The 13,731-nt window shown below is 49.8% G+C and carries 13 protein-coding genes and 7 tRNA genes; 17 read left to right on the top strand and 3 right to left on the bottom strand.

Annotated elements, in window-relative coordinates:
- Positions 1-63: 63 nt before the first annotated feature.
- Positions 64-1,443, top strand: coding sequence for a cysteine--tRNA ligase (gene cysS, locus RNAN_RS07415; protein ID WP_008220360.1), 1,380 nt, complete (start codon positions 64-66; stop codon positions 1,441-1,443).
- Positions 1,444-1,629: 186 nt separating this feature from the next.
- Positions 1,630-2,388: a hypothetical protein gene (locus tag RNAN_RS07410; protein WP_008220358.1), complete on the top strand. Its 759-nt coding sequence runs from the start codon at positions 1,630-1,632 to the stop codon at positions 2,386-2,388.
- Between the two features lie 148 nt (positions 2,389-2,536).
- Here the strand turns inward: RNAN_RS07410 and RNAN_RS07405 are convergent, their stop codons facing one another.
- The gene (locus RNAN_RS07405; RefSeq protein ID WP_237739899.1) at positions 2,537-2,887 is read right to left on the bottom strand and encodes a hypothetical protein; all 351 of its coding nucleotides are present in this window, start codon (positions 2,885-2,887) and stop codon (positions 2,537-2,539) included.
- 197 nt (positions 2,888-3,084) lie between these two features.
- Here RNAN_RS07405 and RNAN_RS07400 point away from each other — a divergent pair, with 197 nt between their 5' ends.
- Positions 3,085-3,402 carry a transcriptional regulator gene (locus RNAN_RS07400; protein WP_040551858.1) on the top strand — a complete coding sequence of 106 codons (318 nt, stop codon included), beginning with the start codon at positions 3,085-3,087 and terminating at the stop codon, positions 3,400-3,402.
- A complete protein-coding gene (locus tag RNAN_RS07395; protein ID WP_008220353.1) occupies positions 3,392-3,700 on the top strand; it encodes a helix-turn-helix domain-containing protein in 309 nt (102 codons plus the stop codon). Before RNAN_RS07400 ends, RNAN_RS07395 begins: the two co-directional genes overlap by 11 nt.
- A 78-nt stretch (positions 3,701-3,778) precedes the next feature.
- Here the strand turns inward: RNAN_RS07395 and RNAN_RS07390 are convergent, their stop codons facing one another.
- Together RNAN_RS07390 and folD are read right to left on the bottom strand one after the other, a co-directional pair.
- Positions 3,779-4,834 (bottom strand): alpha/beta hydrolase family protein, encoded by a 1,056-nt coding sequence (locus RNAN_RS07390; protein ID WP_008220352.1) that lies wholly within the window; start codon positions 4,832-4,834, stop codon positions 3,779-3,781.
- Between the two features lie 213 nt (positions 4,835-5,047).
- Positions 5,048-5,908 carry a bifunctional methylenetetrahydrofolate dehydrogenase/methenyltetrahydrofolate cyclohydrolase FolD gene (folD, locus tag RNAN_RS07385; RefSeq protein WP_008220350.1) on the bottom strand — a complete coding sequence of 287 codons (861 nt, stop codon included), beginning with the start codon at positions 5,906-5,908 and terminating at the stop codon, positions 5,048-5,050.
- Between the two features lie 189 nt (positions 5,909-6,097).
- On the opposite strand from folD, the gene RNAN_RS07380 reads away from it, so the two are divergent.
- From RNAN_RS07380 to clpX, 13 genes are all read left to right on the top strand, one after another.
- Positions 6,098-6,174, top strand: a tRNA-Pro gene (locus RNAN_RS07380).
- Between the two features lie 58 nt (positions 6,175-6,232).
- Positions 6,233-6,309: transfer RNA gene (locus RNAN_RS07375), tRNA-Arg, on the top strand.
- A gap of 24 nt (positions 6,310-6,333) precedes the next feature.
- Positions 6,334-6,409: transfer RNA gene (locus tag RNAN_RS07370), tRNA-His, on the top strand.
- Between the two features lie 21 nt (positions 6,410-6,430).
- Positions 6,431-6,507: transfer RNA gene (locus tag RNAN_RS07365), tRNA-Pro, on the top strand.
- Between the two features lie 58 nt (positions 6,508-6,565).
- Positions 6,566-6,642 (top strand) — tRNA-Arg (locus RNAN_RS07360).
- Between the two features lie 24 nt (positions 6,643-6,666).
- Positions 6,667-6,742, top strand: a tRNA-His gene (locus tag RNAN_RS07355).
- 21 nt (positions 6,743-6,763) lie between these two features.
- A tRNA-Pro gene (locus tag RNAN_RS07350) sits at positions 6,764-6,840 on the top strand.
- 193 nt (positions 6,841-7,033) lie between these two features.
- Complete coding sequence (locus tag RNAN_RS07345; protein ID WP_008220347.1) at positions 7,034-7,534, top strand: GNAT family N-acetyltransferase; 501 nt, start codon at positions 7,034-7,036, stop codon at positions 7,532-7,534.
- A gap of 213 nt (positions 7,535-7,747) precedes the next feature.
- The gene (proB, locus tag RNAN_RS07340; RefSeq protein ID WP_008220346.1) at positions 7,748-8,869 is read left to right on the top strand and encodes a glutamate 5-kinase; all 1,122 of its coding nucleotides are present in this window, start codon (positions 7,748-7,750) and stop codon (positions 8,867-8,869) included.
- Positions 8,866-10,119 carry a glutamate-5-semialdehyde dehydrogenase gene (locus RNAN_RS07335; protein ID WP_008220344.1) on the top strand — a complete coding sequence of 418 codons (1,254 nt, stop codon included), beginning with the start codon at positions 8,866-8,868 and terminating at the stop codon, positions 10,117-10,119. Before proB ends, RNAN_RS07335 begins: the two co-directional genes overlap by 4 nt.
- A 237-nt stretch (positions 10,120-10,356) precedes the next feature.
- The gene (gene tig, locus RNAN_RS07330; RefSeq protein ID WP_008220343.1) at positions 10,357-11,667 is read left to right on the top strand and encodes a trigger factor; all 1,311 of its coding nucleotides are present in this window, start codon (positions 10,357-10,359) and stop codon (positions 11,665-11,667) included.
- Between the two features lie 105 nt (positions 11,668-11,772).
- A complete protein-coding gene (clpP, locus tag RNAN_RS07325; RefSeq protein ID WP_008220341.1) occupies positions 11,773-12,396 on the top strand; it encodes an ATP-dependent Clp endopeptidase proteolytic subunit ClpP in 624 nt (207 codons plus the stop codon).
- A gap of 54 nt (positions 12,397-12,450) precedes the next feature.
- Positions 12,451-13,731, top strand: coding sequence for an ATP-dependent protease ATP-binding subunit ClpX (gene clpX / locus RNAN_RS07320; RefSeq protein ID WP_008220339.1), 1,281 nt, complete (start codon positions 12,451-12,453; stop codon positions 13,729-13,731).

The raw sequence follows: 13,731 nt of genomic DNA, 5'->3' as shown, positions 1-13,731 counted from the left end.
GTTACCGCAGGCCTGACATTCAGTTAATGCCGGCGTTTTCAGTCAAAGGACCCCGAGGAAAACATGCTACAGATCTACAATACCTTAAGCAGAAAAAAAGAACTGTTCACCCCTATAGTGCCCGGCAAAGCGGGGCTCTATGTCTGCGGTATTACTATTTATGATTACTGTCATGTTGGCCATGCCCGTACCTATGTTGCCTTTGACGTGATAAACCGTTACCTGCGTTTTTTGGGTTACGATGTGACCTATGTACGCAATATTACCGACGTTGACGACAAAATTATCAAACGCGCGGCTGAAAACAACGAAAGCTGTGATGCGCTGACTGCCCGTTTTACTAAGGCCATGCACGCGGACTTCAACGCCCTGGGTCTGATGCCGGCCGATATAGAGCCGCGGGTCACCACCCATATGGCCGAAATCATTCAGATGATTGAGCAGCTGCTCGCCAAAGGTTATGCCTATGTGGCGGCCGATGGCGATGTACTGTTTGATGTCAGTAAATACGAAGCCTATGGTGAGCTAAGCCAGCAAAACCTGGACATGCTGCAGGCCGGTGCCCGGGTAAATGTGGCGGAGAATAAAGACGATCCGCTGGACTTTGTGCTGTGGAAAAGTGCCAAGCCCGGCGAGCCATACTGGCAGTCGCCGTGGGGCAATGGCCGGCCGGGCTGGCATATCGAATGCTCGGCCATGAGCGCCAAGCATTTAGGTGAGCATTTTGATATTCACGGCGGCGGCTCGGACTTGCAGTTCCCGCATCACGAGAACGAAATTGCCCAGTCGACCTGTGCCCATGGCCATAAGTACGTCAATACCTGGATCCACACCGGTATGGTGCAGGTAGATAAAGAGAAAATGTCTAAATCCTTAGGCAATTTCTTTACGGTAAAAGATGTACTGGCGCAGTATAACGCCGAGGCAGTGCGCTATTTCCTGTTATCCAGCCATTACCGCAGCCAGCTGAATTACTCAGCCGAAAACCTGGAGCAGGCCCATGCTGCCTTAGGCCGTTTATACACGGCGCTACGCAATATCACACCTGCTGCTGACGTTGATCTGCAAAGCGACTACATTGCCCGCTTTAAAGCGGCAATGGATGATGATTTCAACACCCCGGAAGCATTACCGGTATTGTTTGAGCTGGCACGCGAAGTCAACCGCTTTAAAGAAACCGAACCGGCCAAAGCCGCAGAACTGGCTGGCGTATTAAGCCTGTTAGCCGGTGTGCTGGGCTTGCTGCAAGGCGATGCTGAGCAGTTCTTGCAATCGGGTACATCGGATGATGATGTCGCCGAAATAGAAGCGCTGATAGCTCAGCGCAACACCGCCCGCGCTAACAAAGACTGGGCCGCAGCAGACGCCGCCCGCGACGCGTTAACGGCGAAGGGTATTATCGTCGAAGATAAAAACGGCGTAACCAGCTGGCGTAAAGGCTGAGTGAGTTAGCGTGACAAAAAACCGCCTGTTGGCGGTTTTTTTATGCGTTGATGTTTCGCTGAAATAGGCTGTACCTATAGTGATTGTAAGTTGCGAATATGCGGTGTAATGTTTGAGCATATAAAGTTACCAAGTTAGGTTAGCCCGTGTTTAATTGCGGGACGAACCGTAGAATAAGTGCTAGGGATGGATATGAAAATAACTTACAGCTCAGTCAGGGAGCCGTGTTGGGCTAACTTGGAAAAGACTGCTATAGACTGCCTGGTGTATTTCGAACACCTGAAGTCTGAAGTGCCTTTCACAGCCTCCGCAACTGATATTGAACCGCACGGCCGAGAGATATTTGGCCGTTGTATTCAGGGCGAGTTTGGAGAAATTGGTCCATCGATAGCCAACAAGAAGCCCTCTGAAAACTTTGGAGATCCGAAGCTCCCTTCTGGATGGCATGAAATTAACCAATTTCTTGATGAAGCGAATCGAGAGAACGCTAGTGGAACCGAACGTGGTCTTGTTCTTGTGTGGGCTGCAATGCTTGATGAGATGCTTTGTCGGCTGTTAGAGCGCTTTTTGGTCCAGGACGCAGTGACTGAGAAAGTCTTGCGTGGCGGCTCTAGTGGTCCACTGACGTCTTTCTCATCTCGGACAAAGGTTGCTTTCTCGCTGGGTCTGATCGCGAAAGATGAGATGCAGGCTATTGATAAAGTTCGAGCTATCAGAAATGATTTCGCGCACAAAGTGGGAGTTTCGCTAGAGGAACAGAGTTTTCGCAGCAAGTGCGAGGATATTTACAGTAAGACAGTTGGTGATTCTTATATATTTGAGGCACGCCATTTTTATTCAGCGGGCTGCGCCCGTTTACTGATAGTACTAAGCAACCGTATTGCTGAAATTGAAGGTGAGCGTCGTCAAGAAAGAGTTGAAACAAAGCCGTTACAGCAAAGATAGCTCTCTGGGGACAGGAGTCCCACAACATAACAAATCTGAGCCTTCCCGCCGTCAATAGGTAAAACCGCTGTTCTGGCTGCGTTAGCGGCCAGTCTGTAGTCCATCAGCAAGATAGACTGCTTTATCTGTCATCAAGGCAGGCGATCGTTCAGCGGGTTAGCTTGTATTTTCCTATCGGAGTAGCAACTTCTAAACGATCAGTGGCTTCACTGAGTATTTGCCAGATAATTTGCTCATCATCCGCAGTTAACGTAAGCACCTTGTCTTGCCTAGTGTAGGGGTACTGTCGGTTGCCATAGCCCTTAATAACCTCTGTTATCGTATCCGCGTTAATATCAACAAAATTACCGGCTTCCAGTTGATTGACACTGCCATCATCATAAACCACTTCGGTCATGACCCAGCGGCCGAAAATATCACCACTCTCGCTGGCATTGCTGCAAAAGGACATGACGAAAGCGAATAGGGTTAGTGCAACCATATTCTTTATTTGTGCCATAGATTTATACATAACCTGCCGTAGTAAGGATGCTTTACTGCCACTTTAGTGTTGGCAAAAATTATTGAAATCATATATATAAATTAGCTATTTATAAACAAATAATTATCAATTTGGTTTGTCACTGGTGATTGGGTTGTAAGCATACAGTGGCACGCTAACTTGAATTTTATACTCCTTTGGCGTATGGTGCGCTTATGCTAACAATCATTGAATCACCGCTATTTACCAAGTTGTGGCCTGATTATTGGACTGAAGAAGAACGAGCCGAATTTGCCTCTTTTTTAGCTGCCAGCCCTGAAGCGGGTGACCTGGTGCCGGGCTCCGGCGGTTGTAGAAAGATCCGCTGGTCGCGCTCAGGAGCAGGAAAACGAGCCGGAGTCAGAGTGATTTACACGACTCGACTTAAAAACGGGGCTTTGGTGTTGTTAGTTATTTACGCCAAGAGTGCGCTGGAGAATATCCCGGCTCACTTGCTGAAACAAATAGCACAGGAGATGGGCAATGCCGATTGATGAAAAAGAGCTGCTTAAAAGAGATGCTGGCCGCAATATTGGCGAAGAGCTGCTGCTGGCGATCCGTGATGTTAAAGCTGGCAGAATTGGCCAAAGCTACGCTGTTGAGCCCAACGAGATTATTGCTACGCGGTTAAAGTGTGGCTTGTCACAAACGCAATTTGCCAAGGCGTTGCATATTTCACCGCGCACATTACAGCAGTGGGAGCAGGGCCGCCGTCAGCCATCAGGCGCAGCGGAAACCTTGCTGAAAATTGTGTCGAAATACCCGCAAATACTTCAAGAAGTCATGGCTTGAACTGGAGTAGTTGCGAATCATTACGGCAGGATAAAAACTAAATAGCCTAAGCAGCTTTTACTTTGAACTGCCCGTTAATTATACCCCCCAATTATCTGAGCGGATAAACTTAGATAACACCGCTTGATGCTGCTGTGCCCACAGGCTGATAGCCTGGCTGTCTTCAGTGGTGATTTGCTTAAGAAACGCCGCAGATAACGCCTGAGTCGCGGCCTTAATGACCTGCTGCTGCGATTTGCTATCGTTACGGCCACGCCAGCCGGAAAAAATATTGTGGCTGCCTGAGCTAAACACCGCCAGTACTTTGTAGTGGCTGGCCATCGCCTGATAAACGTCAATTCTGTCTTGGGGTGAGGAATAGTAACCCGGCACCCGAATTTCATCCTCTGTGGTAGTGATATGCAAAGTGGGGATGCTCACGTCTGCCAGCACCTTATCCAGCGACTGCTCGTTATAAAACGGTGGCGCTGAAATTAAAATCGCCGCTTTAATGCGATCATCTTTCAAGCTGACCAGGCTGCCATCTTGCTCAACCTGTGCGCCACTTAATAACATAGCGGTATTGGCGCCATAAGAATGGCCGGCCATAACGATATGGTTGTCGTTAAAATCCGCGGCGTGTTCTGACGCTAATAGCTGATCCAGGGCGAACTTCACGTCCTGCACCCGGGCTAAAGCTTCGGTGGTATCGGCGGCGTCCATCAAGCGAAAAGGTAACATTAGCCGGCTGCCGCGCCAGACTTTGCGGTCACTGCCATCATGCTGCACATGTAAACTGGCATAACCCTGGCTGGCCCAATACTGACCAAGGTAGGCATAGCGCTCTTTCGAGCCGCCTAAGCCGTGAGAAAACACCACTAAGGCGCTGGCTTTTTGCTGACGGGCGGGCTTAAACAGCAAAGCGGGCACAACCCGATCCCGGCTTTGGTCCAGCCAGTTAAAACTGATTTCTTCAATATTTAGCCACAAGCGCTCAGTAACTTCAGCCGAGTACTTTACCGAGGGCAAATTCAGTTGCTGTTGCCAGACCACATTATCGGCTACCGGCTTTTGCGCGCATCCGCTTAACGATATCAGCAAAGCAACGATAACTGCGGCGATGCCTGATGCTGTTAAACTGACATTAGATGGCATAAATAGTCCTCTTCGCTGAAACCGGCCACTTAATACGTGCAAAACGGCTGTAGGGTTTGGTAACAGCTCAATACAAGTTAACAGTATCCGGATGTACAGCAAAAAAGAAAAGTGGTGAAAGTGGTATAACGCCGGGCAATGACAAAGACGTTGCAGATTTAATGGAGCGAGGGCAGCGGCTACTGCAATTGCAACTGCCGCTGCCCGTCAGGTTTAATGCTTATCGTGATACAGCTCGCAGGCTTCCAGCGTGTTTTCTATTAAACTGGCCACCGTCATCGGGCCTACGCCGCCCGGCACCGGCGTGATATACCGCGCATGTTTTACTGCGGCGCCATATTCCACATCGCCGACCAGCTTGCCGCTGTCCAGCCGGTTAATGCCGACATCAATAACCAGGGCGCCCGGTTTTACCCAGTCACCGGGGATAAACTCGGGCCGGCCTACGGCGACGACTAGTAAATCGGCGCGGCGTACCTGGGCTTCGAGGTTTTTGGTAAATTTATGGCATACCGTGGTAGTGCAGCCGGCCAGCAACAGCTCCAGCGCCATTGGCCGGCCAACGATATTAGAAGCACCGACTACTACTGCATCCATACCTTTTACGTTAACGCCGGTACTTTGCAGTAGCGTCATAATGCCTTTGGGGGTACAAGGACGCAGTGCCGGCATACGCTGGGCTAAGCGGCCAATGTTATAAGGGTGAAAACCATCGACATCTTTATGCGGGTGAATACGCTCTAAAATGGCAGAGGCATCAAGGCCGGCCGGTAAGGGCAGTTGTACCAGGATGCCATCGACGCTGTTGTCGTTGTTCAGCTTGTCAATCAATTCCAGCAGCTGTTGCTCAGTGGTGTCGGATGGCAAATCATAGGATACCGAGTGAAAGCCCACTTCTTCACAGGCTTTGCGTTTGCTGCCAACGTACACCTGTGATGCCGGATCCAGCCCGACTAATACCACTGCCAAGCCGGGCGCGCGTTTGCCGGCGGCAACCCGGGCGCGAACCTGGGCGGCGACTTTATCTTTTGTTGCCTGTGCAACGGCTTTGCCATCAATAATTTGCGCTGTCATTTGCTTAGGTCTCTGCCATATTTTTACTGCGGCATATTTTCGCACAGACACCGGCGTAACGCCATCCTGCTATCGCCCAATGACGCGGGGTTCAAATATTAGACAATCAGTTGTTTTGTGCAAAAAAAGGTTTGACGCTATAGCGCCTCAGCTGTAATATTCCGCCCCGTTGCAGCAGTGCAGCAAAGTCGGTGATTGGCGCAGCTTGGTAGCGCACTTGGTTTGGGTCCAAGGGGTCGCAGGTTCAAATCCTGCATCACCGACCATCTTTCTGATAGCAACTCATCTGCGTTCAGAAAACAGCTTGGTAGGGCTTTCGATATTGCGCCCGTAGCTCAGTTGGATAGAGCAACGGCCTTCTAAGCCGTGGGTCATAGGTTCGAATCCTATCGGGCGCGCCATAACAAGCGCAAAACGTTTCAGTGGTGGTTGTAGCTCAGTTGGTAGAGCCCCGGATTGTGATTCCGGTTGTCGTGGGTTCGAGCCCCATCATCCACCCCATCTCTCTTGCTTCACAAAAGTCGGTGATTGGCGCAGCTTGGTAGCGCACTTGGTTTGGGTCCAAGGGGTCGCAGGTTCAAATCCTGCATCACCGACCATCTTTCTGATAGCAACTCATCTGCGTTCAGAAAACAGCTTGGTAGGGCTTTCGATATTGCGCCCGTAGCTCAGTTGGATAGAGCAACGGCCTTCTAAGCCGTGGGTCATAGGTTCGAATCCTATCGGGCGCGCCATAACAAGCGCAAAACGTTTCAGTGGTGGTTGTAGCTCAGTTGGTAGAGCCCCGGATTGTGATTCCGGTTGTCGTGGGTTCGAGCCCCATCATCCACCCCATCTCTCTTGCTTCACAACAGTCGGTGATTGGCGCAGCTTGGTAGCGCACTTGGTTTGGGTCCAAGGGGTCGCAGGTTCAAATCCTGCATCACCGACCATTCTCCCATGTTAAATTTCGTTACAGCAAAACAAGCGCACTTGGTTTGGGTGCTCATGATACCAGCGGTCGCAGCTTTACATTCTGCATTACCGACCATTCTCCCATCGTCGACTTCAGTACAGCAAAACTCTTTCTTAGCGACACTAAACTGAGGTAAGCTGCTCTAAACCAATGCTTTAGGGACAATTATCTTGGTTATCGCTGAAACGCCAAGGCTGAGGATCCGCCATTTAACCGCTGCCGATGCGGCCTTTACCTGTCAGTTACTAAACGATGCCGATTTTATCCGCAATATTGCCGACCGGGGTGTACGCACGGAACAACAAGCCTTGCAGTACCTGACCGACGGGCCTATCCAAAGTTATAAGCAACATGGCTATGGCTTGTTCCTGGTGGAAGATAACGCCAGCTCAGAGGCGATGGGCTTTTGTGGTTTACTCTATCGTGACTCTTTACAAGAAACCGATATTGGTTTTGCTTTTCTGCCGGCCTTTCGTGGCAAAGGGCTCGCGTATGAAGCCGCCGCTGCGGTGATGCATTATGGCTACGGCCAGCTGAAACTAAAACGTATCGTCGGGCTTACCCTGGCAGGTAATTTGCCGTCAGTGGCTATTTTGCAGCGGCTTGGTTTGCGCTTTGAAAAAATGGTGCAGTTGCAGCCGGGTGCTGAGTTTATCCAGCTTTACAGCTAATGCTTACGGATAAAAATGTAATTTAATTACATTTTTATCCGCTTTTTTGGTATTCCCAAACGCTATGGCGGTTATTTATCTTGTGAATTATTTATATTTTTCAATAGCATTATATTATTTTTATAAGCCCTTTCTATAGCGCAGCTGTAACCCAAGTGGAACCGGGTTACAGTTTTTGCTAGTATAGCCGCCGGAACAACCATTGGAGGAGTTATGATTAACCCATCCTGGCGTCGGGTCGTGCTTAAAGTCGGCAGTGCCCTGATCGCGCCAGAAAACCAGGGGTGTAGCGAGTTGTATTTGCGTCCCATCGCCGAATTTATCCGGCAATGCCGACTGCAGGGTCTGGAAGTGATCCTGGTCTCTTCAGGTAGTGTGGCCGCTGGCCGTCATCATTTTAATTTTCAGCATCAACGTGTACCTATTGCGCTAAAACGCGCGATGGCTGCTGTGGGTCAAAGCCAGATGATGAATTTCTGGAGCCGGTGCTTTGATTTCCCCTGTGCTCAGGTGCTGTTAACCCACGGCGATTTAAGCGATAGGGTGCGGCATATTAATATCCGCAATACGTTAAGACGACTGCTCGACCACCAGATTTTGCCCATCGTTAACGAAAACGACACCATCGCCACTGACGAGATTAAAGTGGGCGATAATGACAATCTGGCGGCCATGGTGGCGACAGTGGCGAATGCCGATGCGCTGATTATTTGTTCGGATGTTGACGGGCTGTACACTGCCGATCCAAATAAGGATGCTAACGCCAGTCTCATTGCTGAGGTGCGTAAGATAGATCAGCATATTTATGGCCTGGCCGGCGGTGCGTCATCTAAGGTCGGTACCGGCGGAATGCGCACGAAAATTGAAGCGGCCGAAAAAGCCACTGCGCAGGGCATTGATACCTTAATTATTGACGGCCATAAGGCCGAGGCTTTTCAGTGTATTTTAGCGGGTAAAAATCCGGGCACCATTTTTTATGGCCAGGCCAGGCCGTTACCGGCTAAAAAACATTGGGTACGTCATACGCTGCGCGCCAAAGGCGAAATTTGGGTTGATGATGGTTGCGTAGAAGCACTTTGCCAGCAGGGCGCGTCTTTACTTTGCAGCGGTATCGTCGATATTCAGGGAGAATTTGATTCAGGTGATGCCGTACTGGTGCGCTGCGCGTCGGGTAAGCGTAAAATTGCCAAAGGTGTCAGCCGTTTTAGTGCCAGTGAACTTTTCTCAATTAAGGGCCATCACAGCAGTGACATTGCGTCCTGTTTAGGTTATTGCCCGGCCGGGAGTAATGCGGTGATTCACCGCAGCGAAATGATGTTATTGGAGAGAATATGAGTACCGATGTAGCGGCTACAATAGCCGCCAAAGCTGCTATAGCGGCTAAAGCAGTTGCTAACTTAACCACAGAGCAGAAAAACCTGGTGCTGCAAAGTATGGCAAACCAGATTAGGCAAGCCAAAGCGACCATACTGGCAGCCAATAAAGATGAAGTTGCCACCGCTCAGGCGAATGGCACCAGTGCGGCTATGCTGGACCGTTTAACGCTTAATGATGAGCGCATCGAAGCCATGGCCAAAGCCATAGAGCAAATTATTGCCCTGCCAGATCCGGTTGGCCAAAGCCGTCATATCGAACAGCGACCCAATGGTATTAATATTGAAAAGCGCCGCATTGCGCTGGGTGTTATCTGTATGATTTACGAAGCCCGCCCTAATGTGACCGCCGATGCCGGCGCGCTGTGTTTTAAATCGGGCAATGCTGTTATCTTGCGCTGTGGCCGTGAGGCTATTCAGACCAGCCTGGCTATTGCTGCGGCGATGGGCAAGGCCCTGCGCGAGCATCAATTGCCAGATGAAGTGATTAGCATAGTGCCAAACCCAGACCGCGACCTGATGCTGGCACTGTTAAAGCAAGATGATCATATTGATTTAGTGATCCCACGCGGTGGCGAGGGGCTGATCCGCTTTGTCACCGAGCATAGCCGTATTCCGGTGATCCAGCATTACAAAGGCGTTTGTCATTTGTATGTCGACCAAAGTGCCAACCTTACCATGGCGCTTGAGCTGCTATTAAACGGTAAAGTGCAGCGGCCGGGGGTGTGTAACGCGCTCGAAGGCTTGTTGGTGAACAAACATATCGCAGCCGATTTTCTGCCGCTGGCCGCGGCCGCGCTGTCAGAGCACCATGTTGTAGTGCATGCCTGTAAAGACAGCATTGGCTATTTCAGCCAGGCACAAGCCATTGCTGATGACGAGTTTGGTCAGGAATACCTGGCGCCTGAAATTGCCATCCGGGTGGTGGATGATGTTGATGCGGCTATTGCGCATATTGACCGTTTTGGCAGCCAGCATACCGAGGTGATCTGTACAGAAGATGGCGCTAATGCCGAGCGCTTTATCCGCCGGGTCGACTCTGCTGTGGTGATGCACAACGCCTCTTCACGCTTCTCTGATGGTGGTGAGTTAGGCTTAGGGGCAGAGATTGGTATTTCAACCAGCAAACTGCATGCTTACGGCCCTATGGGGCTTGAAGCTTTAACCACGGAAAAATACGTGGTCACCGGGCGCGGCCAAACCCGTAATTAGCATTAAAGCGGCTGCTAAATTGCCGGCGCTGTATAGTTAACTAACTGACTATACAGCGCTTTTTAGTTTCAGGCTCAGCCCGTTAGCGCAGTTGGGTTAAGGGCTCGACTCCAGACATTTAGCCCGCTATAATGCCGCGTCCTATTTTATAACAGGTCTGGTTCAGGTGGCATTTTGATACCAGATCACACCAGTACGGCGGCGAGTGTCGCCTGTTTATGAATTTGAGGTAGCAAGATGCAAGTTTCTGTGGAAACCACTCAGGGTTTAGAGCGCCAGGTCACCATCACTGTACCGGCTGAAAAAATTGATGCTGAAGTAAAAAGCCGTTTACGTGATCTGGCCAAGCGTCAGCGTATCGACGGTTTCCGTCCGGGTAAAGCACCGGTGTCATTAATTCAGAAGCGTTACGGCTTAGCCGTATTACAGGAAGTGGCCGGTGAGCAAATGCAGCGTCATTTCTATGATGCCATTATCGCGAACAAGCTGAACCTGGCAGGTGCACCTACGTTTGCACCGGAAAAATTAGAGCAGGGTAAAGATCTGCAGTTCAAAGCCACCTTCGAAGTGTATCCGGAAGTTGAAGTTAAAAACCTGGATAAAATTGCAGTCAATAAGCCAGTGGTAGAGATTTCAGACGCTGATCTGGACAAAATGCTGGACACCCTGCGCAAACAACATGCGAAATGGGAAGAGAAAAAAGGCAAAGCCGCTAAAGCCGACCGTGTGGTCATCGACTTTGTCGGTTCAATTGATGGTGAAGAATTCGAAGGCGGTAAAGCCACTAACTTCTCTTTGGAGCTGGGCCAGGGCCGCATGATCCCGGGTTTTGAAGATGACATCATTGGTAAAAAAGCCGGTGAAGAAGTTACCGTTAACGTAACGTTCCCGGAAGACTACCACGCAGAAAATTTAAAAGGTAAAGCCGCCAGCTTCGCCGTTACCGTGAACAAGGTAGAAAAACAAGTACTGCCAGAGCTGAACGATGAATTCGCTGCGTTATTTGGTTTAGAAACGGCCACTGTTGATGCGTTAAAAGCAGAAGTGCGCAAGAACATGGAGCGTGAGCTGAACCAGAACATCAAAGCCAAAGTAAAAGAGCAGGTGATCAAAGGCCTGTTAGCGAACAATGACGTTGATGTGCCACAAGCCCTGATCAAAGGTGAAGTAGAGGTGCTGCGTAAGCAAGCGCTGCAGCGTTTTGGCAACAACCTGGATCCAAAGCAATTACCAGAGCTGCCAGCTTCATTATTTGAAGCTCAGGCGAAAGATCGCGTTAAAGTAGGCTTACTGTTGGGTGAAGTCATCAAAACCAACGAGCTGAAAGTGGATGATAAAAAGGTGCAGGCACTAATCGAAACGGTTGCTTCTGCCTATGAAGATCCGCAAGAAGTGGTGCAGTACTACAATAGCAACAAAGAACTGCTGCAAAGCATGCGTAATGTTGCACTGGAAGAGCAGGCCATTGACGTTATCCTGGCCGGTGCCAAGGTAACTGAACAAAAAGCCGCCTTTGACGAAATTATGAACCCGCAAGCTGCCAACTAACGTTGACTTCTTTTGGCTTGACGGCTTTAATGGCTCGGACAACAGTTCGGGCCATTTTATTTTCTGCAACAGCAAAACCCAGCCATTTAGAGGGAACCCTATAATATGTCTATGCCGCAACATCTGAACGACATAGTTAATGCACTGGTGCCAATCGTTATTGAGCAAACTGCCAAGGGCGAGCGCTCTTTTGATATTTATTCGCGCTTGTTAAAAGAGCGGGTCATTTTTCTGACCGGTCAGGTAGAAGACCATATGGCCAATCTGATCGTGGCGCAATTATTGTTCTTAGAATCAGAAAACCCGGAAAAAGACATCTATATTTATATCAACTCACCGGGTGGTTCGGTAACGGCTGGTTTGTCAATTTATGACACTATGCGTTATATCAAGCCAGATATTGCCACAGTGTGCGTAGGGCAGGCGGCCAGTATGGGGGCATTCTTATTGTCTGGCGGTACTAAAGGTAAGCGTTATTGTTTACCCAACGCCCGGGTGATGATCCATCAGCCTTTAGGTGGTTTCCAGGGCCAGGCGACCGATTTTGAAATACATGCCCGCGAGATCTTAAGTATTAAAGAGAAATTAAACCGCCTGATGGCTGAACACAGTGGTAAAAGCTACGAGCAGGTGTGTAAGGATACTGAGCGTGACAACTTCTTAAGTGCGCAGCAAGCCTTGGAATATGGCCTGGTAGATGCCATATTAACGCAACGAGAAGTAAAATAATGACATTGTGCAGCGGCGCGCAACGCCGCTGCAGGTAGTGAAAGAGGTAGATACATGTCTGATCACCGCACTGACGGCGATAAGAGCGGTAAGTTGTTGTACTGTTCTTTTTGTGGCAAATCACAGCATGAAGTGCGTAAGTTGATTGCAGGCCCACAGGTTTATATTTGTGATGAATGCGTTGATTTATGCAATGACATCATCCGCGAGGAAATTAAAGATATTTCCCCCAAACGTGATGCCGATAAATTGCCGGTGCCCCGCGAAATTCGCGCCCATCTGGACGACTATGTCATAGGCCAGGATCATGCCAAAAAAGTGCTGGCGGTGGCGGTGTACAACCATTACAAACGTTTGCGCAGTGCACAGCACAAACAAGAGGTTGAGCTTGGCAAAAGTAATATTCTGTTAATTGGCCCAACCGGCAGTGGTAAAACGCTGCTGGCCGAGACCTTAGCCAGGTTACTGGATGTGCCCTTTACCATGGCCGACGCCACAACACTGACCGAAGCGGGTTATGTTGGCGAAGATGTCGAGAACATCATTCAGAAGCTGCTGCAAAAATGTGATTACGATGTCGAAAAGGCCCAGCGTGGTATCGTCTATATCGATGAAATTGACAAAATTTCACGTAAATCTGATAACCCCTCTATTACCCGTGATGTATCCGGTGAAGGGGTGCAGCAGGCGCTGTTAAAGCTGATCGAAGGCACTATTGCCTCGGTACCGCCGCAAGGTGGCCGTAAGCATCCGCAGCAGGAGTTTTTACAGGTAGATACCTCGAAAATTCTGTTTATCTGTGGCGGTGCTTTTGCCGGTTTAGATAAGGTGATCGAACAGCGCTGCGCCAAAGGCTCTGGCATTGGCTTTGGTGCTGAGGTGCGTAGCAAAGAAAGCAGCCGCAGCTTAAGTGAGTCGTTCCGCGATGTTGAGCCGGAAGATTTGGTCAAGTATGGCTTAATTCCGGAGTTTATCGGCCGTTTGCCAGTGGTGGCTACCTTAACCGAGCTGGACTTAGCTGCGCTGGTGCAAATTCTCAGTGAGCCGAAAAACGCCCTGGTGAAGCAGTTTGCCGCGTTATTTGCCATGGAAGATGTTGAGCTGGAGTTTCGTGATGACGCCCTTAACGCCATCGCACAAAAAGCGATGGAACGTAAAACCGGCGCCCGCGGCCTGCGCTCTATCGTCGAAGGTGTGTTGTTAGACACCATGTATGAATTGCCCTCGATGCAGGATGTGGCCAAAGTGGTGATTGACGAAACCGTGATCCGTGGTGAAAGCGACCCCATTCTGATCTACCAGAGCAGTGAACCACTGGCAGCAGAGTCACATTAG

This window comes from Rheinheimera nanhaiensis E407-8, assembly GCF_000296695.1.
Lineage (GTDB): Bacteria > Pseudomonadota > Gammaproteobacteria > Enterobacterales > Alteromonadaceae > Alishewanella > Alishewanella nanhaiensis.
Note: the sequence above shows the minus strand (reverse complement) of the source record. Positions and strands in the feature narration are given on the sequence as shown.